17 protein-coding genes and 1 pseudogene are annotated in these 19,107 nt (G+C 56.5%); 10 read left to right on the top strand and 8 right to left on the bottom strand.

The window, feature by feature from the left end; translation table 11 throughout:
- Positions 1–68 precede the first annotated feature (68 nt).
- Positions 69–680, top strand: coding sequence for an FMN-dependent NADH-azoreductase (locus QRN31_RS01745; RefSeq protein ID WP_285429787.1), 612 nt, complete (start codon positions 69–71; stop codon positions 678–680).
- 247 nt (positions 681–927) lie between these two features.
- Positions 928–1,965 (top strand): alpha/beta hydrolase family protein, encoded by a 1,038-nt coding sequence (locus QRN31_RS01740; RefSeq protein ID WP_285429786.1) that lies wholly within the window; start codon positions 928–930, stop codon positions 1,963–1,965.
- 20 nt (positions 1,966–1,985) lie between these two features.
- On the opposite strand, the gene QRN31_RS01735 is transcribed toward QRN31_RS01740, so the two are convergent.
- Positions 1,986–3,173 carry an MFS transporter gene (locus QRN31_RS01735; protein WP_285429784.1) on the bottom strand — a complete coding sequence of 396 codons (1,188 nt, stop codon included), beginning with the start codon at positions 3,171–3,173 and terminating at the stop codon, positions 1,986–1,988.
- A gap of 260 nt (positions 3,174–3,433) precedes the next feature.
- Positions 3,434–5,023, bottom strand: a complete 1,590-nt coding sequence (locus QRN31_RS01730) for an ABC-F family ATPase (protein WP_080943075.1) — start codon at positions 5,021–5,023, stop codon at positions 3,434–3,436.
- A 495-nt stretch (positions 5,024–5,518) separates the two neighbouring features.
- On the opposite strand from QRN31_RS01730, the gene lpxO reads away from it, so the two are divergent.
- Positions 5,519–6,418: a lipid A hydroxylase LpxO gene (lpxO, locus tag QRN31_RS01725; protein WP_285429781.1), complete on the top strand. Its 900-nt coding sequence runs from the start codon at positions 5,519–5,521 to the stop codon at positions 6,416–6,418.
- Between the two features lie 115 nt (positions 6,419–6,533).
- Here the strand turns inward: lpxO and ku are convergent, their stop codons facing one another.
- Positions 6,534–7,394, bottom strand: coding sequence for a non-homologous end joining protein Ku (ku, locus tag QRN31_RS01720; protein WP_285429780.1), 861 nt, complete (start codon positions 7,392–7,394; stop codon positions 6,534–6,536).
- A 193-nt stretch (positions 7,395–7,587) separates the two neighbouring features.
- On the opposite strand from ku, the gene QRN31_RS01715 reads away from it, so the two are divergent.
- Entirely contained in the window at positions 7,588–7,935 is a 348-nt protein-coding gene (locus QRN31_RS01715; RefSeq protein ID WP_285429779.1) for a hypothetical protein, read from the top strand.
- A 51-nt stretch (positions 7,936–7,986) separates the two neighbouring features.
- Positions 7,987–9,138, top strand: coding sequence for a PQQ-dependent sugar dehydrogenase (locus QRN31_RS01710; protein ID WP_285429778.1), 1,152 nt, complete (start codon positions 7,987–7,989; stop codon positions 9,136–9,138).
- Between the two features lie 27 nt (positions 9,139–9,165).
- Here the strand turns inward: QRN31_RS01710 and rimI are convergent, their stop codons facing one another.
- Positions 9,166–10,263: a ribosomal protein S18-alanine N-acetyltransferase gene (rimI, locus tag QRN31_RS01705; RefSeq protein ID WP_285429777.1), complete on the bottom strand. Its 1,098-nt coding sequence runs from the start codon at positions 10,261–10,263 to the stop codon at positions 9,166–9,168.
- Between the two features lie 92 nt (positions 10,264–10,355).
- On the opposite strand from rimI, the gene QRN31_RS01700 reads away from it, so the two are divergent.
- The 3 genes and pseudogenes from QRN31_RS01700 to ilvA form a co-directional block, all read left to right on the top strand.
- Complete coding sequence (locus QRN31_RS01700) at positions 10,356–11,930, top strand: RimK family ATP-grasp domain-containing protein (protein ID WP_285429776.1); 1,575 nt, start codon at positions 10,356–10,358, stop codon at positions 11,928–11,930.
- Positions 11,931–11,937: 7 nt separating this feature from the next.
- Positions 11,938–12,861 (top strand): magnesium transporter CorA family protein, encoded by a 924-nt coding sequence (locus tag QRN31_RS01695; RefSeq protein ID WP_285429774.1) that lies wholly within the window; start codon positions 11,938–11,940, stop codon positions 12,859–12,861.
- Between the two features lie 325 nt (positions 12,862–13,186).
- A pseudogene (ilvA, locus tag QRN31_RS01690) lies at positions 13,187–14,182 on the top strand (threonine ammonia-lyase, biosynthetic); the annotation flags it as partial.
- Positions 14,183–14,212: 30 nt separating this feature from the next.
- Here ilvA and eco read toward each other — a convergent pair.
- The gene (gene eco, locus QRN31_RS01685; protein WP_285429773.1) at positions 14,213–14,695 is read right to left on the bottom strand and encodes a serine protease inhibitor ecotin; all 483 of its coding nucleotides are present in this window, start codon (positions 14,693–14,695) and stop codon (positions 14,213–14,215) included.
- 382 nt (positions 14,696–15,077) lie between these two features.
- On the opposite strand from eco, the gene QRN31_RS01680 reads away from it, so the two are divergent.
- Positions 15,078–15,350 (top strand): DUF1652 domain-containing protein, encoded by a 273-nt coding sequence (locus QRN31_RS01680; protein ID WP_285429772.1) that lies wholly within the window; start codon positions 15,078–15,080, stop codon positions 15,348–15,350.
- Here the strand turns inward: QRN31_RS01680 and QRN31_RS01675 are convergent.
- Together QRN31_RS01675 and QRN31_RS01670 are read right to left on the bottom strand one after the other, a co-directional pair.
- Complete coding sequence (locus QRN31_RS01675; RefSeq protein WP_259157106.1) at positions 15,347–15,742, bottom strand: hypothetical protein; 396 nt, start codon at positions 15,740–15,742, stop codon at positions 15,347–15,349. The two genes, QRN31_RS01680 and QRN31_RS01675, sit on opposite strands and share 4 nt — an antisense overlap.
- A 90-nt stretch (positions 15,743–15,832) precedes the next feature.
- Positions 15,833–16,099, bottom strand: coding sequence for a DUF2790 domain-containing protein (locus QRN31_RS01670; RefSeq protein ID WP_090184357.1), 267 nt, complete (start codon positions 16,097–16,099; stop codon positions 15,833–15,835).
- 506 nt (positions 16,100–16,605) lie between these two features.
- Between QRN31_RS01670 and QRN31_RS01665 the strand changes: the two genes are divergently transcribed.
- On the top strand, positions 16,606–16,902 hold the full coding sequence (locus tag QRN31_RS01665; protein WP_208668412.1) for a hypothetical protein: 297 nt from the start codon (positions 16,606–16,608) through the stop codon (positions 16,900–16,902).
- A gap of 73 nt (positions 16,903–16,975) precedes the next feature.
- Here QRN31_RS01665 and QRN31_RS01660 read toward each other — a convergent pair whose 3' ends face one another.
- The gene (locus tag QRN31_RS01660; protein WP_285429766.1) at positions 16,976–19,105 is read right to left on the bottom strand and encodes a lipase family protein; all 2,130 of its coding nucleotides are present in this window, start codon (positions 19,103–19,105) and stop codon (positions 16,976–16,978) included.
- Positions 19,106–19,107 lie beyond the last annotated feature (2 nt).

Here is a 19,107-nt window from a genome sequence, read left to right as displayed (position 1 = left end):
TATTGGTTTCACCTGTAGGATCAACCCCATCAGATCGCCCCGTGGCGATCCTCACCTGGAGATCCCACATGAAATTGTTGCATATCGATTCGAGCATTCTTGGTGACAACTCGGCATCCCGTCAGTTGAGCGCCGAAGTTGTTAAAGCCTGGCAAGCCGCGGAACCTACTGCTGTCGTGACTTACCGCGACCTGGCCGCTGATGCCATCAGCCATTTCTCCGCCACGACCCTAGTCGCGGCAGGCACCACTGCTGAACTGCGCAACGCCGCCCAACAGCACGAAGCCGAGCTGAGCGCCACCACCCTGGCCGAATTCCTGGCTGCCGATGCCGTCGTCATTGCCGCGCCGATGTACAACTTCACCATCCCGACCCAACTCAAGGCCTGGATCGATCGCATTGCCGTTGCCGGTCAGACTTTCCGTTACACCGAAGCCGGCCCTGAAGGCCTGTGCGGTGGCAAAAAAGTCGTGATTGTCTCCACTTCCGGCGGCTTGCATGTCGGCCAGGCAAGTGGCGTTGCCCACGAAGACTACCTGAAGGTGTTGTTCGGCTTCATCGGGATCACCGACATCGAGTTCGTTCGTGCCCACGGCCTGGCTTACGGTGATGAAGTGCGCACCAAAGCCATGAGCGACGCTCACACGCAAATCAGCGAGCAATTGTTCGCCGCCGCGTAAAGCTTGCGTAAAGACGACAAACAGCTCAGGCAACCCCCAAAAAACTCTGTATTCTGATCACGCAAGTGTCAGATACGGAGTTTTTTGTTTCTGGCCGTTTCAGGTTGTGGCCCAGGTTATGCAGTCGAGGGTTAACGTCCCCGTTCTGTAACGTCCTTGGTAACTGCAATCGCGGGTTCAAGGCCGCTTTCTCGCTGTTTCGAGAAGAACGGGCTTTCCGGTCAAGTAACAAAGGGTAGGGCATCCAATGGTGCGTCTTTGTGCAACGTTACTGATTTGCCTGCTCAGCAGCCTGAATTCAGTGCACGCCGCGCCTGCGCCGCATCCTCACTGGAGCGTCGGTTTCCATGAGATGACTTTTCTCGACCCTCTGGATTTGCAGCCGATGCGCGCCATCGCGTTCTATCCCTCGAGCGACAGGGAACACTCCAGCCTGCTTGAGGGGTACACCGTCGAAGCCGGCGAAGACACCCGAGTTGCCATCGGGCGTTTCCCGATGCTGATGCTGTCCCACGGCAACACCGGAACCCCGCTGGCCCTTCACGACCTCGCGACCTCGCTGGCGCGCAAAGGGTTTGTGGTGGTGGCGGTGATCCATCCTGGCGACAACTCCAAAGACCATAGCCGTCTCGGTACGTTAAGCAATCTGTACGGCCGGCCTATCCAGATCTCCGAAGCCATTACCGCGACCCTCGGCGACCGGATGCTCTCGCCTTTCGTCAATGCCGACCAAGTGGGCGTGATCGGATACTCGGCGGGTGGCGAGACGGCGTTGATCCTGTCCGGCGCCACGCCTGACCTGGACCGTCTTCGCCGCTATTGCCAGGAACGTCCGGACGACCGCGATGCCTGTAACACTAAAGGTGAGCTGATCGTCGATCGCGATGACTTGCGGCCGGTGGCCGATCCACGCGTCCATGCATTGTTGTTGATGGCGCCGCTGAGTTTGAAATTCGGCCGCCAGACCTTGGCCGACGTGCATGTGCCCGTGCTGCTTTACAGTGGCGATGGCGACAAACTGGTGGCCTACGACAAAAACGCCGCGGCGCTGGCGCGCAAACTGCCAATCGCGCCCGACTTCAAATTGCTGGCCGGGGCAGGGCACTTCGTGTTCCTGGCGCCATGCAATGAAGAACAAATCATCGCCATGCCGGCCTTGTGCACCGATGCTGACGGCGTCGACCGCAAAGACATCCACCGCAACATGGTGTCCGAAGCCGATCGATTCTTCTCACATGCTCTCGGCAAGCCAAGCCGCGCCGGCATGCAAACCGCCGATCAATAGTTGTCGGGACCCCTATGGGGTCAGGTCATTGCGCGGCGTTTGAGCAATAGGGTCAATCCCAGGCCTGTCACTGACAGTAGCGCCGCGCTGAAGAAGATCCACGAATACCCCAGGTTCAAGGCCACCGCGCCCATCAGCGGCCCGGCAATCGCCAGCGCCAGATCAAAAAACACCGCATAGGCACTCAAGCCCGCGCCGCGACTGGCGTTGGGCACTTGCTTGATTGCCTCGACACCCAGTGCTGGATAGACCAGCGACAAACCAAACCCGGTCAGGCCGGCGCCGATCAACGCATAACCGGTCGTGGGCGCGAGCCACAGCAGCGCCAGGCCCAGGGTTTCGATGGTCATGCAGGCGATGGCCGAGGTGAAGCCGCCGAAGCGGCTGATGCTGGAGATGAACAGCAGCCGCGCCAGAATGAAGCAAACACCAAACACCGTGAGGCAATAAGCGGCGCCGGCCCAGCCGCGACTTACGTAATAAAGCGTAATAAAGGTGGTCAGGGTGCCGTAACCGATCGAAGCCAGGCTCAGGCTCGCACCAAACGGAGCGATCCGCCCGAACACCGCCCAGAACGGCAGGCGCTCACCACGAATCACCGGCACTGAAGGTTTGTTGCGGATCAGCAGCAACGCCGCCAGGGCCAACAGTGACAGCACAATCCCCAGGCTGGCGAAGCCATATTCACTGACCATCACCACGCCCAAAGGCGCGCCAATGGCGATGGCACCGTAGGACGCGATGCCGTTCCACGAAATCGACCGGGCCGTGTGTTCGGCGCCGACCTGGCCCATGCACCAACTGATTGTGCCCACGCCGATCAATCCTTGTGCGATCCCCAGCAACAAGCGACCGGCAATGAGGATCAACAAACTTGGCAACGGATAGCTTTGCAGCAACGTTGAAATCAGCGTCAGAACGCCGCTCAGCACGATCCCCGACAACCCGTAGACAATCGCCCGTTTGGTGCCGATGGTGTCCGACATGCGCCCGGCCATCGGGCGACTGAGCAGGGTGGCCAGGTACTGCGAGCCAATGGTCAAGCCCGCGATGATCGCGCTGAAACCCAACTGCTCATGGACGTAACCCGGCAACACCGCAATCGGCAGGCCGATGCAGAGGAACGCAATAAAGGTATAGAAAACGATAGAGACGATCTGCAGGGTGATCGCCATGGAGCTTTGCGGGGGCAGTTGCTGCGCAGACATGAGGGCTCGTTCGCGGGCGGCGGTGGGAGAACTGCATCATGGCGTGGGCCTGAAACAAAAGAAAGCAGGCTAACTATTATTTATTGGCTTGAGGGCCTCATTGCGAGCAGGCTCGCTCCCACAGGGGAACGCGGTCAACTGTGGGAGAGAGCTGGCTCCGGGCGGCGTTCCGACGATGGTTTCAGCACCAGAAAAACTGTCGATCCTGAAATGCAAAAAGCCCCGTCACATGGACAGGGCTTTTCAGTTTCAGCAGCTATTTAGAACACAACGCCCTGGCTACGCAGGTAGTCGTCATAGGTGCCGCTGAAGTCGATCACGCCGCTAGGGCTGAGCTCGATGATGCGGGTGGCCAGGGACGATACGAACTCACGGTCGTGGCTGACGAAGATCAGCGTGCCCGGGTAGTTCTCCAGCGCCAGGTTCAGCGCCTCGATGGATTCCATGTCCAAGTGGTTGGTCGGTTCGTCCATGATCAATACGTTTGGCTTTTGCAGGATCAGCTTGCCGAACAGCATGCGACCTTGCTCACCACCGGAGATGACCTTGACCGACTTGAGGATCTCGTCGTTGGAGAACAGCATGCGGCCGAGGGTGCCACGAACGATTTGCTCGCCGCCCTGGGTCCATTGGCCCATCCAGTCGAACAGGTTGCAGTCGTCTTCGAAGTCATGCGCGTGGTCTTGGGCGTAGTAGCCCAGTTCCGCGGCGTCGGTCCACTTCACGGTGCCGGCATCCGGGGTCAGTTCGTTGACCAGGGTGCGCAGCAGGGTGGTCTTGCCGATACCGTTCGGGCCGATGATTGCCACGCGTTCGCCGGCTTCAACCTGGAAGCTGAAGTCCTTGAACAGCGTCTTGCCATCGAAGCCTTTGGCCATGCGCTCGACGATAACTGCCTGACGGTGCAGCTTCTTGGTTTGTTCGAAACGGATGAACGGGCTCACACGGCTCGAAGGCTTGACCTCGGCCAGCTGGATCTTGTCGATCGCCTTGGCGCGGGAGGTCGCTTGCTTGGCTTTCGAGGCGTTGGCCGAGAAGCGGCTGACGAACGATTGCAGTTCCGAGATCTGAGCTTTCTTCTTGGCGTTGTCCGACAGCAGCTGCTCGCGGGACTGGGTCGCCACGGTCATGTACTCGTCGTAGTTGCCCGGGAACAGGCGCAACTCGCCGTAATCCAGGTCAGCCATGTGGGTGCACACGCTGTTCAGGAAGTGACGGTCGTGAGAGATGATGATCATCAGGCTGGAGCGCTGGGTCAGAATGTTTTCCAGCCAGCGAATGGTGTTGATGTCCAGGTGGTTGGTCGGTTCGTCGAGCAACAGCACTTCAGGATCGGAGAACAGCGCCTGGGCCAGCAAAACGCGCAGTTTCCAGCCCGGGGACACTTCACTCATCGGGCCAAAGTGCTGCTCGATGCCGATACCCAGGCCCAGCAGCAGTTCGCCGGCACGGGATTCGGCGGTGTAGCCGTCCATTTCGGCGAACTCGGTTTCCAGTTCGGCCACGGCCATGCCGTCTTCTTCGGTCATTTCCGGCAGCGAGTAGATGCGGTCGCGCTCGGCCTTGACCTTCCACAGCTCTTCGTGACCCATGATCACGGTGTCGATGACGGTGAATTCTTCGTAGGCGAACTGGTCCTGGCGCAATTTACCCAGACGCACGTTCGGCTCGAGCATGACCTGCCCGCCGGATGGCTCAAGGTCGCCGCCGAGGATTTTCATGAACGTCGACTTGCCGCAACCGTTGGCACCGATCAGGCCGTAGCGGTTGCCCGCGCCGAATTTGACCGAAACGTTTTCGAATAGCGGCTTGGCGCCGAACTGCATCGTGATGTTAGCTGTAGAGATCAAAGGTTTTTCCTGCGAAGCATTCAGAATAGCTAAGGGTGCGGCAGTACCGATTCAGTACCCGTTTCCGGTTTTCGAACCACAGGAAATGCATCCCGGTCAGAAGCGGAAGGTCCATCTGGCAATAAGTGGACAGCAGCAATGGAGCGCTTGGCCCGAGTCGAAGTGCGCTGAGACGGGGTTCATTCCCGTCATCAACCAAGGGGGGCGCGTAATGTTTGGCGGCGATTGTACTGGTCTGGCTCTTTAAACGATAGGGCGTTAAGACTCCGCGGGCACTTTGGTGGCATCAGCGGACAGATTTTCACATTTGCAAGCTAACTATTTGTTACAAATAGTGGCTAAAATGCCACCTATCGAGCTTTTGCCGACAGTCGGCGCAGGCTCAAGAACGCATCATTGAGACCGCTGTTGTGTATTCAGACGCTGCACACAACCCCAGGGGCGCGAGGCCACCCGGGGACGCAGTTTGTTTACTTCTGACGTGTGACGATTTCCGTGAAACTGATAATTGGCTTTATATATGTTGTCTCCATTGCGTACGTCCACCTGCGCGGTCGGGTGCGCCATAAACTGGGTCGTCAACTGAGCGATCACTCGACGTTTCTGGCGCCGATCAATTGCTTCCTCTACTTGTTCTCGAAAATCCCCAACAAGCCTTACCTCAATCCGGCCGATTTTCCTGATCTGAGTCCGTTGCAGGATCATTGGGAAGAAATCCGCGCCGAAGGCCAGAACCTGCTCCAGAACGGCGAAATCAAGCGTTCGAACCAATATGACGATGTCGGCTTCAACTCGTTTTTCAAGACTGGCTGGAAGCGTTTCTACCTGAAGTGGTACGGCGACAGCCATCCTTCAGCCATGAAACTCTGCCCGCGTACCACTGAACTGGTGCAGGGTATTGGCTCGATCAAAGCAGCGATGTTCGCCGAACTGCCGCCAGGCTCCAAACTCGTCCGTCATCGCGACCCGTATGCAGGCTCGTATCGTTACCATCTGGGCCTGAACACGCCAAACGACCCCGGTTGCTACATCAATGTCGACGGCCAGAACTACCACTGGCGCGACGGCGAGGCGGTGATGTTCGACGAGACGTTCATTCATTACGCCGAAAACACCACGCAGCAGAACCGCATCATTTTGTTCTGCGACGTTGAGCGACCGATGAAATACCGCTGGGCAGCCGCCTTCAACGCCTGGTTCAGCCGTAATGTAATGTCGGCCGCCGGTGCGCCGAACGATGCAGGGGACAAGACCGGCGGGATCAATCGGTTGTTCACCAAAATCTACAAGATCCGCTTGCGGGGCAAGGCGCTGAAGAAGACTAATCGCAAGCTGTATTACTTGGAGAAGTGGGCGCTTTTTGGTGGGTTGCTGGCGGTTATTGTGCTGATCTGAGAGATGCATGCGGCTTGCCATGCTTTCGCGAGCAGGCTCGCTCCCACATTGGATTGCGTTTAATTGTGGGAGCCAGCCTGCCGGTGAAGAGGCCCTGACATTCGCCGCAAAACTATTAGCCACGAGAAGTCTTCGTGGCTTTTTTCTGCGCAGTCGGTTTAGTCGCCGGCTTGGCCTTGCCGGCACTCTTGCCGCCCAGGCTACGTTTGAGCAATTCAGTCAAATCGATGACATCAGCGGTTTTACGTTCCTCTTCCCCGGTCGCCGTCTCGACATCTTCGATCTTGCCCTCATTGGCTTTCTTCTCGACCAGCGCCATGATCTTGTCTTCAAAGCTGTCGCGGTAGTCCTCGGGGCTCCAGTCGCCACTCATGTCCTGGACCAGACGCTTGGCCATATCCAGCTCACCCTTGGCCAATTCGGGTTTGGTCACTTCAGTGCCGAGTTCCAGCGTATCGAGACTGCGCACTTCGGCAGGCCAGCGCAACATCACCAAGACCATCGCCGATTCCAGTGGCATCAGCGCGGCCAAGTGCTGCCGGGTGTGCAGCACAACGTGCGCCAGCGCGACTTTATTGGTCTTGCTCAGGGTTTCACGCAACAGCGCATAGACTTTGCCGCCGCGTTTGTCCGGCGCCAGGTAATAGGGCGTGTCGATGTTTTGCAGGGGGATCTGGTCGCTGTCGACAAAGGAAAAGATGTCGATGGTCTGCGTCGACAAGGGGTGTGCCGACTTGATTTCCTCTTCGCTGAGGACCACGTAGCGACCCTTCTCATACTGCACACCTTTGACGATGTGCTCTTTGGTGACTTCCTTGCCAGTGACCTTGTTGACGCGCTTGTAGCCCACCGGCTCCATGCTGCGACTGTCCAGCCAGTCAAAATCCACGCCTTGGGAAGACGTCGCCGAGACCAGCGCCACAGGGATATGCACCAGCCCGAAACTGATTGCGCCTTTCCAGATTGCACGTGCCATGGTCGTCTACTCGCAAGTGATGTGTTCAGGTGACCTGCATCGCTGCGCAAAAGTTTCAGCGGGCTGCGGCCCGGTTTTGCTGGGCGGTCACCGGGTGTTACATCTTGTGAAGGAGGTTTTGGTTAACAAATCCGCACCCCCGGCGTAGCGTGCTATCGAAGACCCTATCCACGCTGGTGTCGAGAGGCTCCCAATGAACAGACTCGTGTTCGGCTGCACCGTATTGGCATTCAGTGGCCTGCTGGGCAGTCTGGCCCAAGCCGCGCCACCTTCATCAATGCTGCTCGCGCAGAGCCCGACGGGCACGTCGAGCAACCCATATAACAGCCCGATTCGTCGGGCCAATCCCAATAGCATGCAAGGCACGCAACCGAGCGCCCCGGCGATTCGCGGACCGAACACAGTGCCGGTGCCACGGCCGCCGACGCTCGACAATGGCGGCATCGGCAATCGCTACCCGCAGGATCGGTCGCCGCCCGCCAGCCCGCCGAAATTCATTCCCAATCCGCCGCATCGAGACGACGACACCAGTAACCGTTGAATGGCAGGACCGTGTTCTTGCCAGCTATTCAAACGACAAAAGGATTCGTGCATGTTGCGTAAAACTCTCCTGGCCACTTTTTGCGCCAGCGTACTGATCACCGCCACGGCGCCCGTTATTGCGGCGCCGGCCCAGGACATGAAAAGCGAGCAGGGCACCCTCGAAGTCACGCCGATTGCCAAAGGCCTGGCGCATCCATGGTCTCTGGCGTTCCTGCCCGATCGCAAGGGCATGCTGGTGACCGAACGGCCCGGCAACCTGCGGGTCGTCGATTACGAAGGCAAGCTTTCAGCTCCGATTGATGGCGTGCCGAAGGTGTGGGCCAAGGGGCAGGGCGGTTTGCTGGATGTCGTGCTGTCGCCCGACTTCAAGCAGGATCGTATGGTTTATCTGTCTTACGCCGAGGGTGGCGGCGCGGGTGACAAGGCCGGCACGGCCGTCGGGCGAGGACAATTGTCCGAAGACCTGAAAACCCTGAAGGACTTCAAGGTGATCTTCCGCCAGGAACCCAAGCTCTCCGTTGGTAATCACTTCGGCTCACGGTTGGTGTTTGATCGCGATGGCTTCCTGTTCATCACCCTGGGCGAAAACAATGACCGGCCAACGGCTCAGGACCTCGACAAGTTGCAGGGCAAGGTGGTGCGGATCTACCCGGATGGCAAGGTGCCGGACGACAATCCCTTTGTCGGCCAGGCCGGTGTACGCCCGGAAATCTGGTCCTATGGACATCGCAACCCTCAGGGTGCTGCGCTCAATCCGTGGGCCGGGACCCTCTGGGAAAATGAGCATGGTCCTCGGGGCGGCGATGAAATCAACATCATCGAGCGCGGCAAGAATTACGGTTGGCCGCTGGCGACTCACGGCATCAACTATTCCGGCGAACCCATCCCGGAAGCCAAAGGCAAGACCGCCGAAGGCACCGTGCCCCCGCACCATGTCTGGGAAAAGTCCCCCGGCCTCAGCGGTATGGCGTTCTACGACGCTGATCGCTTCACGCCCTGGCTGCACAACGTGTTCATCGGCGCGTTGGTTAGCCAGGATCTGATCCGCTTGCAGCTCGAAGGCGGCAAAGTGGTTCATGAAGAACGTTTGCTCGGCGAACTGGGCAAACGCATTCGCGATGTGCGGCAGGGGCCGGATGGCTACTTGTATGTGCTGACTGATGAGGACGATGGCGGGTTGTACAGGATCGGCCTGAAGTAGCACGTTCTGCGGCTGTGATTATGAGGCTCATGAGCGGGCATACAGGATCACTGCCGCGCGCAACTTGCCGCGCCCGAAAGTGCACATTTTCTCGAATTCCCCACGGCTGACCGGCAAGTGCTGGCAGTCCATCGGCTGACGATGTTGGCTGTGGTCCACATCCGGGTCATGCAGGTAGACGAACTCGTCATCGCAATCGGTGACGATAACCCAATGCGGCGCCTTGGAGCGAGTCAACCGATAGCTGCTGATCAGCACCAGCGGTTGCCCACCATCGTGCAGCAAATGCGCAAGATCCAGCGGCCCACCGATCACTCGTTCCACATCGGTTTCTTGCAATTGCGTAGTGAACTCCTCGTGCACCAAGCGCATTACGTCTTTTTTATGTTCATCGCGCACGCCATCGAGAAACAATGGCCCTGCCATGCTCAGCTGCAACTGCACCCGAAACCCCCGTCGCCACGCCGCCAGCGCCAGACCCTGCGGGCTGCAACCACCGTGACCAGAGGTCATGAATACCGTCGTCGCCTCGCGCCAGATTTGCAGTTCCTCGCGACGCTCCAGTAATCGTTCGCCTTGCAGCGCTCCCATCGCCATCAGCAGGCAGGCCGGGCCACAGGTGAAATCGGTGGTTTGCGAGTAATAAGGGACCTTGATGTTGCGCGAATCGCGGTGTTGGAGAATGCGTTTTTCCAGCCGCAGCGCATCGGCATGGTCCTGGTAATAGTCATGGATCAATGCGAATCGCCGGTAGCCGTTGCGCTCATACAGGGCAATCGCTGCCGGGTTGTCGGTACGCACCTCAAGCCGCAGGTAGGCGCAATCATGCTCAAGGGCGCAGGCCTCGATGCGTTCGAGCAACTGCTTGCCCAGCCCGCCGCCGCGAGCATCAGGGGCGATCGCAATCGAGTAAAGCCGCGCCAATGAGGTGCCCCGGTGAAACAGCACCACGGCGTAACCCAGCAGCTGCTGACCTCGCTGGGCCACCAGCAACTGACCGTTAGCCCGTGTGATCATCCACTGAAAACTGCGGCTGTTAAGCCGATCGGTGGTGAAACATTGCTGTTCCAGTTCAAGTAGCGTTGGCAAGTCTGCAAGCGTTGCCAGGCGAAAGACAGTGTTCATATGACCGCCGTAAAAGTTGCGTAACTAAACGAGACTTTCGAAAAAGTTCGTGCTTAATAGGAAAGGTCTTGTTCTCCAACGGATCAATCACTATGTCAGCGGTACAAGGTCATTGGCGCGAAGTATCCGAGCAAACTTTGCCGGCAGCAACTTATTTAAGTGATGCAAACAAACCTTCAAGTCAATTGATTATCATCGTCGAACGCAAGGAAGACTGGGCGTCGTATTTCCCCAGCGAGGACATCGTCAGCGCCCAGGAATACCTCGAGCAGACCCGAGACAACGGACAGGGCAAGCGCATACAGGTAATCAACCTGTGCCGCAGCTACAAGTACCTGGGGCACGGCTATTACTGCTCGTTGCTGGCCGAGGCCCGTGGGCACAAGGTCATTCCGTCGGTGCGGACCATCAGCGAGCTCACCAGAAAGTCGTTGTATGGCTTGGCCCTTGACGACTTGGATAAGCTTCTGGAAAAAGCCCTAAGCAATCATCTTTACAGTGATACCGAAGGCTTTACCCTGACGCTGTACTTTGGAAAAACCAATATCGAACCGTTGCAGGATCTGGCTCGACAATTGTTTGAAGTGTTTCCTTGTCCGATATTGTTAGTTGAATTCAGAAAAACCAACGGCTGGCACATCGAAGGCATAAAGTCTGGTGCCCTGCATAAGTTGCGCGAAGATCAGGAAGATCAGTTTGCCCACTCTCTGGACAGTTTCAGTCGCAAGATATGGCGTGTGCCGCGCTCACCACGGCTGGCCCGTTATGACCTGGCCATCCTGCATGACCCACAGGAAGCGTTGCCGCCCTCTAACGCCAAGGCGCTGGACAACTTCGTACGCGTGGGCAAGACGTTGGGCATCGATGTGGAGTTGATCGAGCGTAAGGATTACTCGCGTATCGCCGAATATGACGGCTTGCTGATCCGCGAGACCACCAGTGTCGACAACCACACCTACCGCTTCGCGAAAAAAGCCGAAAGTGAAGGGCTGGTGGTGATGGATGATCCCGCCTCGATCTTGCGCTGCACCAACAAGGTGTATCTGACTGACCTGCTCAAAAGTCATCAACTCGGCATGCCTGCCACTGAAATTCTTTACAAGGAACGACCGGAAGATTTCGAACGGGTCGGCGAACGCCTGGGCTTTCCGTTGGTGTTGAAGATCCCGGACGGTTGCTTCTCCCGTGGAGTGATCAAGGTCGAAAGCCAGCAAGCCTTGCTGGACGCCACGGCCGAACTGTTCGAACACTCCGTGCTGTTGCTGGCACAGGAATTCTTCTACACCGAATACGATTGGCGCATCGGCGTGCTTAACCGTAAACCGATCTTCGCCTGCCAGTACTTCATGTCCAAGGGCCATTGGCAAATCTACAACCACAAGGCTAAGGGTCAGGACATCAACGGAGAGTGCCGTACCCTGGCGGTCCACGAAGCCCCGCGAGCCGTGGTCGAACTGGCCGTGAAAACCGCCAACCTCATCGGCGACGGTCTCTACGGCGTCGACCTCAAGCAGTCCGGCGACAAGGTGGTGGTGATCGAAGTCAACGACAACCCGAACATGGACGCTGGCATCGAAGACGCTTATTTGCAGGATGATCTATATTCGCTGGTACTCGAAGAGTTCGTCCGTCGGCTGGAACTGAAACGTCGCGGCCAGGCCTGGTGATCGGCCGATGATCAAAAGCTTTCAACTGGCCGGCGGTACCTTACATGCGGTCGAGCGGCTGGATGCCGAGGTGATGTTGTTCAGCAACCCCGACGCGGCGGAACGGGATCTGCTGCACAGCCACTTCAAACTTGATGAACACGCCCTGGCTTCGGCGCTTGACCCTGATGAGGTGTCGCGCATCGAGTTTCACCCCGATAACCTGTTCCTGATCTGGAAGCGGCCGGAAAATTATTCCGGAGCAGGAAGCCTGGCGTTTGAAGTGTCGTCCTGTGGCCTGCTGTTTTCCGCACAGCGCCTGCTAGTGATCGCTACCGACGACTCGCCGCTGCATGGGCTAGGCGCCCGGCAGCCGTTGAATACGCCGCTGGATGTGTTGCTCGACCTGCTGTTCCACAACATCCATCACTATTTAGGTCACCTGAAGGTGATCAAGATGGTTGCCCGGGAGTTGCAACAGAAATTCAACGCATCGATGCAGAACCAACACCTGATCCAGATGTTCAACCTCAGCGAAAGCCTGATCTATTACATCAACGCGATTCACAGCAACGGCGCAGTCCTGACGCGGTTGCGCAATCACGCCGCAAAGGAACACTTCAGCGGCGAAGCCATCGGCCTGATCGACGACCTGATTATCGAAAACAACCAGTGCTACAAACAGGCGGAAATCTACTCCACGGTGTTCTCCGGCTTGATCGATGCCCGGGGCAACCTGATGAACAACAGCATGAACAACCTGTTGCGCAAGCTGACGTTAATCAATGTGGTGTTTTTGCCGTTGAATCTGATTGCGAGTATTGGCGGCATGTCGGAATTCAGCATGATGACCCGGGACACGCCGTGGTGGGTGTCCTATCCATTGTTTTTGATGGCGATGATGATCGGGGCAGGGGTGATGGTGCTTGGGCTCAGGCGGTTGGCGAAGTGAATGTGTCGGTATTCAGGCCGCCTTCGCGGGCAAGCCCGCTCCCACATGGGTTCCATGGCGCACACGAATCCCTTCTCCCGATCAGGCTTGCTGGCTGCATCGACGCATTTCTTACTACAGAGACCGAAGGAAATTGACCATTGACTTGCCATCGGCACCCGGCTAATTTCCAGTCATGACTTTCACCGTACTGCGCTGCCAGCCAAGCATTATTACCGCCATTCCTTATTTGGCGGGCTAGCTCACGACTGCAGCACCCAACCCGCCCTAGAGGCGGGTTTTTACTTTCTGTCTCATGGGTTGCGATCAACGTCAGGAGACGACCATGAGCACTACACCCGCCCAGCAGACCTTGCTTGAGCACTACGTAAAAAAGATCCTTGCCGCGCCCGTGTATGAACTGGCGGTGCGTACGCCGTTGCAAGCGGCGCCAGCGCTGTCCGAAGCCCTGGGTAATCAGGTCCTGCTCAAGCGCGAGGATTTACAGCCGACCTTTTCCTTCAAGATTCGCGGCGCCTACAACAAGCTCGTGCAGCTAAGCGATGAGCAAAAGGCTCGCGGCGTGATCACTGCTTCGGCGGGTAATCATGCCCAAGGCGTCGCGCTGGCCGCGCGAGAGTTAGGAATTGCGGCCACCATCGTCATGCCCTGCACGACACCGGAATTGAAAGTGCTCGGGGTGCGCAGTCGTGGTGCCGATGCCGTGCTGCACGGCGAAAGTTTTCCATTTGCCCTCGAATACGCGCTGAGCCTGGCCGAACAAAGCGGTCGCACCTTCGTTTCTCCCTTCGATGACCCGGACGTGATCGCGGGGCAGGGCACTGTGGCCATGGAGATCCTTCGCCAGCACCAAGGGCCGCTGGATGCAATCTTTGTCCCAGTGGGCGGTGGAGGCTTGATTGCCGGCATCGCGGCGTACGTCAAATACCTGCGCCCTGACGTCCGCATCATCGGCGTCGAGTCAGAACACTCCGCGTGTTTGTACGCTGCATTGCAGGCGGATGAACGCGTGGTCCTGCCCAAAGTCGGCACCTTCGCCGATGGCGTGGCCGTTGCGCAGATCGGCGCTTATGGATTTGAGGTCTGCCGGTTTTGTGTCGATGAAGTGCTGACGGTTTCCAATGATGAGTTGTGCGCCGCCATCAAGAATATCTACGACGATACCCGCTCGATCACCGAGCCTTCCGGCGCGCTGGCGGTAGCGGGGATCAAAAAGTATGTCGCGCAAACTGCTGTGCGAGGCCAGACGCTGGTGGCGATTGACTCGGGCGCTAACATCAACTTCGACAGTTTGCGCCATGTTGCCGAGCGCGCCGCGTTGAGTGGCGCCCCGGCATGAAGGAGAGGGTTGTTATTCCTGAACGGCTTTTTCGACCTTGCTTGATGCCGACCAGATCCGATAACGAACTTCGACGTCCTTGGGCACGTAAAGCACGATTGGCAGCTTGCTGTTGTAACGCAACATGAAGCCGTCGCCGACCACCGGCACGAAGTCCTGTTTGCTTTTGCCATCAGGACAGGCCATCAGCGTGCTCATCGGGCCAATGACTTTCTCCAGGCGGTAGAAGGGATATCCCCAGCCTTCGAGGTTTTTTTCTTCAAGGATACCGCCCAGACGCTGGCGGTTGCAGTCCACGGTGAGGGTCTTGCCGGCCAGCACCTCAACCTGGAAGTTTTCTTCCTGCGGTTGTGGGGCGACGTGTATGACCTGGCGGGTATAACCACTCTCTGGCTTGGGAAACGGTGCGACGGTTTCCAGTTTTGCGGCATGAGCCACAGTCGACAGGCCAGCAACAATCAGCCCGACGGTATTGATCAAGGTCAAAAAACCCATGATGCCTCCTTGCGTGTGAGTAGGGTCAGCGGATACTGAAATCATTGGGCGCATTCTTACTGTCGCCAACCGCTAATGCAAACCCGCTCGGGAATATGCAAATTGCAGGGCTGAACCAGGCTCTCCTTGCATATTGCATGAGGCCATTTCTTGGCTGTTTCGCTAAATCATTGATTTGCCGATGAGCTGCACGGCGAAATTCCCGGCATGTTTTATGCTCAATCAGGTCTTAAGTTGACTAGGACAATATTGAGTCAGCCTGAACAAGAAAACGGTGCGTTGTTGAGACATAGAAGCCCCGCAAAGGAAGTAAAGCGAGAGATCTCAGCACCCATCGACGTTGAAATTCGATTGGCAGTCTCACATTTAGGAGAGGGTCGCCATGTTTCTTTCTGCCTTGGAACTTCGCAATATCGTTGAAAGCAGCTTTCTACCCAGACGCTGCCAATGCACGGTGTCGCCGGACCTGTCGTCAATGACCGTCAAGGTGTACTCCGACCGTAAAACCGATCACGCCGATTTATTGGTGACCGGAATAAATGCCAGACAGCTCAACGGTAGCCGGGAAATCAACGACCTGATTGCAGGACTGCGCTCTGACTTGGCGAGTAGATCCGCCAAGCAGACCCTGCATCCAGACAGGAAAGCGCTTTAGCCTGCAGTCTCGAGTTCTGCCGATGCGCGCCGGGTCTGGACGAATCCCAGTCCCAGCGCCAGCTCGACCAACACTGCCAGCAAGATGGCTGGACCGGCATGGCCATTAAGCCATTCGCCGAAGCCCAGTGTTGCCAGGCCGAAACACCCGACGGTAAACCCGGTGCTCAGTGCGCCGCGAGTAACGGAGGGCGCCTCGTTTCGGACCAGGTAGAAAATAACCCCCAGCGCTGCAAACAGGACCGCACTGCGTCGTGCCACAAATCCGGTCGCCGATGAATATTCAATGCTCCAGATCGCAAGTAATACGTCCGGTACGAAACCCCAGACCAGGGCTAGCAGAAAACACAAAAGGGAAGTGAAGGTCGACAAGGTGCGAAACGAAAACTGCATGGCCAATCCTTGCGGCAGTGAGGGAGGCGCAAAGCATAGCGCCAGAACCCCTCACAGGAATACCGCAAAGTGTTAAATCAGACTTTTCAGTCAGTTCTGATAACTGCAAGCGTCGGAAAGTTTCCGGTAGCTGATTTCCTCAGGCTTGCCGGACGTATCGATGTACTTCATGTCGGCGGTTATCACTTTGCACTCGAGCGTCTGGGGCTCAGTCAGGGCAACGACCTTCTTGATATTCAGCGGCATGCCGTAGTGGTAGGGCACGGCTTGCGAGGAGGAAGTGTCATTGGCCTGGGCCAGCCCGGTGAACGCGGTGCAGGCGAGGGCAGAAGTAACCAGCAGTGTGCGGATGTTCATGTGACGATCTCCCGTGCAGACGTTAAGTCAGCTCGACGGATTGGCGTCGAACCTGCCGCACTGGGCGTCAGAGGGCTCTGAGGGCGTGCGGTCCAGTAAAGTTTTGGACCGCGGGGTTAAGCGATGGTTAACTCGATTGAATGCCGCCTGTCGTGAGGCGTTTCTGTCAGAAGTTTCATGTGGGAAACGATCTACGGGATGTTCGGCTTGGTCCTACACGGTCAGATGACTTGTCGACTTTCGCCTGATGGGCTGGGCGGTTAGTGTTTGGGCTCGCTGCAAAATCAGCGATCGGGTTTGGTCACCTGCCTAACACTGCACATATTTGTGCCATCATTCGCGCTGCGGACTTTTACGTCTCGTAGTGCGTTGCAATGGTGGCTGTGTGCAGGACGCTTTCGGGCGAGCCGTTTTGAGTGTTAGCGGTTGACCAAACCTGTACATAGCCGCCTCCATCGTTTGGTCACGGTGCTGGCGATTACTAAATTAATACTCGAGTAATTACTATGCCAACGCTAAATCCGTTCCCAGATCGCTATCGTTCAATCAACAGCGGCGTTACCGACTCAAGTCCGTTGTTGATCGACACAGAAGCCAATCCCCAAGACATTCTCGAAGCCGCGCTACAGCGCATCCGAGCCTCCAGCCAGCTACTCGAAACGCTGCACTGCCAATGCTTCAAGCACGGCGATGTTCAAGACATTCCACACATTACGCATGCGGTTTACTTGCTGACTCAGGATGGTTTTGATCTGTTGCAGGTGGCTCAGCAGCGGATGATGGGGTGGAAGGCGCCGGTCTGAAGCCACTGAGGTACAAAACAAGCCAGTCTCCTGACTGGCTTGTTCACATGCAGCACCAATGATTTCCTGAAAACTACGCTGTCCTCAGGTCACTGCTGTTTGCATCAGGAATCATCGCGAGCTGGACCTCGACACTGTTTTCTTTCTTCGCCATCCAGCGATCCACGTTGAGTTTATGTTCCGGCGTCTGAGTGGCAGAGCCGTAAACGTCCTCGGGCACCAGTTTCAGATAGCTCAGGGTATGAATTCGTTGTCGGGAGGTATCCAGCCGTCCTATTTCCGCCCTCAACACATTCGCCTCTTGCTGGGACTGCCGACGGTCAGACTGAACGGCGAATCTTAGTTCGGTTTCCTTCGCCTTCAGCCGGTCCTGCATCTCTTGCAATTGGTAGTAAACCTGGTCGTACTCTGTTTTGGTAACCACCGTGGTTCCGCTTTCCTGGGTTTGCTGCCAGCGGCGTAATGTTGCCCAAGCGTATGGAATGTAGGAGGGCACCATGTAGTGATCGCTCATCTGGAACAGTTGCATCACAAAAGCATCTCGATCGGGCATGTCGCCGAACTTTTTCAATGCCTTGGTGCAAGCCGCCTCTTCGATGGAGTCGCAACCTGGGTCCCAGAGAACAGCGGATTGCTCGCGTCCTTTAAAATGAACGGGCATGAAATGGTGCAGATTACCCTGGTGTTCGTAGGGCGCACCGCCGGTTCGCGACAGGCCTATAGCGAAAATTAGTGCGCCTAAAGGCGCGGTGATAAAACTGAGGACCACGCCCGGCATCCAGATACTTTTGCGAGTGTTCATCCATGGTGCGGGAACACTTGGAATAGGGTCGTTGCTGTTGACCATGCGGTGATGGGCCAAGTCTGCCGCGCCGTTTACGAAGTCAGCGTCGCCGGCTCGTGGGGAGCCGTAGGTGTAGAGAAGGACGTCGTATTTTTTGGTATCGCGTCGTAGCGCTTCAGCGAGCAAAGTCGCAATGGCGCCGCCGAGGCTATGACCGCAAATAATGACTTTTTGGTCTACGTGGAAACTATCGAGATAGGTAAGTATAAAAGTACTCATCGCTCGGTAGGCATCGTAAAAGCCCTTATGCGCTTTACCTATACCACCCGTAATAGGAACTTGCTCTGCATCTGTGTCTCGCACGAAGTCCACTAGTTCTAACGTTCCTCGAACGGAGATTAGAATAATTTCGTCATGGTGGGTTATGAAGGCCTGAGTATTGGTGCCGCCCTCGGCTTTGCCATCATCGAAGAAGTGCCACGTGGCGGGATGCTCTTGATTTGGGCCTAATTCGCGTTTGTTTTTTTCGTATAATGTGGGGTCGAACGGTAAAATCTCGAAACGCTTGGAGTAAGGCACATCTTCATAAAGTGGATAGTAAGCTAATGTCTGGGCTGAGTTGATTTTCCAAGACTCTGTATAACTGGCAAGGCTATTACCAAACATATGCCCGACGCTCGGGTCCAATGGAAACGTTACAGTGTCGATTGGTTTTTCGGCAGGCACTTGACCAAAATTACAGTAGCTCAAGCTTGAAAATAGAGACAGTTGATACAGGTTCAATGCGCTGAATGCGTTGTCTTTCGAAAGCATTGGGCGGAAGGCGCGCAGTGGGCGTACTTCAAGAACGGTATGTTTGTTAGGTAATAGGCCAATTCCATAGAGTTCCGATTCTATTGGTCCGAACCCGAGGTCGCCCATGGCTTTCATTAAACTTTGGTTTGGAGGGTATTTCCTTGGAGAGTAGGGTGGCAGATGAGCAGTAAATTTCACCAAGTCTTTCACTTCGACATGAAAAAACTGGTCTGCGTTTTCCTTTGCAGGATTTTTCTCAACGCGTAAGCCGTCTTTCCGTACAAAACGTGTTTTCTCGGCTTTTACCTGAAATTCTGTGATAGGTATGGGGTAGCTTTCTCGCTGCGAAAGGGCAGAATAAAGATCATCAGTTCCTATATAAGGGGCGTCAAGGGTCAGTACGACGGGGCCTTGATAATGGTTGAAAACCTTCGCTTTTCCATCGGCGTCCAGTACTCCGGGATATTTTTGATGCGCACTATCCTGAAGGACATAGGAGAGCCCAGCGTAAGGCTTGCCATCGCCGGTTTCATCTACTACTTGAAAACTAATCCAGTCGCCACGCAGTGGGCATGCTCCTGATTTTTCACTTAAGAGTGGATTGCAAGGTGCCTTCTGCTCCATAA

This window comes from Pseudomonas sp. fls2-241-R2A-110 (assembly GCF_030209165.1).
GTDB lineage: Bacteria > Pseudomonadota > Gammaproteobacteria > Pseudomonadales > Pseudomonadaceae > Aquipseudomonas.
This window is presented reverse-complemented; position numbering and strand designations above follow the sequence as displayed.

What these genes read in the sequence shown, in the direction of transcription:
- QRN31_RS01665 (WP_208668412.1), top strand. Translation starts at nt 16,606, where the DNA reads ATGCCAACGCTAAATCCGTTCCCAGATCGCTATCGTTCAATCAACAGC.
- QRN31_RS01745 (WP_285429787.1), top strand. Translation starts at nt 69, where the DNA reads ATGAAATTGTTGCATATCGATTCGAGCATTCTTGGTGACAACTCGGCA.
- QRN31_RS01695 (WP_285429774.1), top strand. Translation starts at nt 11,938, where the DNA reads ATGATCAAAAGCTTTCAACTGGCCGGCGGTACCTTACATGCGGTCGAG.
- QRN31_RS01710 (WP_285429778.1), top strand. Translation starts at nt 7,987, where the DNA reads ATGTTGCGTAAAACTCTCCTGGCCACTTTTTGCGCCAGCGTACTGATC.
- QRN31_RS01740 (WP_285429786.1), top strand. Translation starts at nt 928, where the DNA reads ATGGTGCGTCTTTGTGCAACGTTACTGATTTGCCTGCTCAGCAGCCTG.
- rimI (WP_285429777.1), bottom strand. Translation starts at nt 10,263, where the DNA reads ATGAACACTGTCTTTCGCCTGGCAACGCTTGCAGACTTGCCAACGCTA.
- QRN31_RS01670 (WP_090184357.1), bottom strand. Translation starts at nt 16,099, where the DNA reads ATGAACATCCGCACACTGCTGGTTACTTCTGCCCTCGCCTGCACCGCG.
- QRN31_RS01735 (WP_285429784.1), bottom strand. Translation starts at nt 3,173, where the DNA reads ATGTCTGCGCAGCAACTGCCCCCGCAAAGCTCCATGGCGATCACCCTG.
- eco (WP_285429773.1), bottom strand. Translation starts at nt 14,695, where the DNA reads ATGGGTTTTTTGACCTTGATCAATACCGTCGGGCTGATTGTTGCTGGC.
- QRN31_RS01675 (WP_259157106.1), bottom strand. Translation starts at nt 15,742, where the DNA reads ATGCAGTTTTCGTTTCGCACCTTGTCGACCTTCACTTCCCTTTTGTGT.
- ku (WP_285429780.1), bottom strand. Translation starts at nt 7,394, where the DNA reads ATGGCACGTGCAATCTGGAAAGGCGCAATCAGTTTCGGGCTGGTGCAT.
- QRN31_RS01660 (WP_285429766.1), bottom strand. Translation starts at nt 19,105, where the DNA reads ATGGAGCAGAAGGCACCTTGCAATCCACTCTTAAGTGAAAAATCAGGA.
- QRN31_RS01680 (WP_285429772.1), top strand. Translation starts at nt 15,078, where the DNA reads ATGTTTCTTTCTGCCTTGGAACTTCGCAATATCGTTGAAAGCAGCTTT.
- QRN31_RS01715 (WP_285429779.1), top strand. Translation starts at nt 7,588, where the DNA reads ATGAACAGACTCGTGTTCGGCTGCACCGTATTGGCATTCAGTGGCCTG.
- QRN31_RS01700 (WP_285429776.1), top strand. Translation starts at nt 10,356, where the DNA reads ATGTCAGCGGTACAAGGTCATTGGCGCGAAGTATCCGAGCAAACTTTG.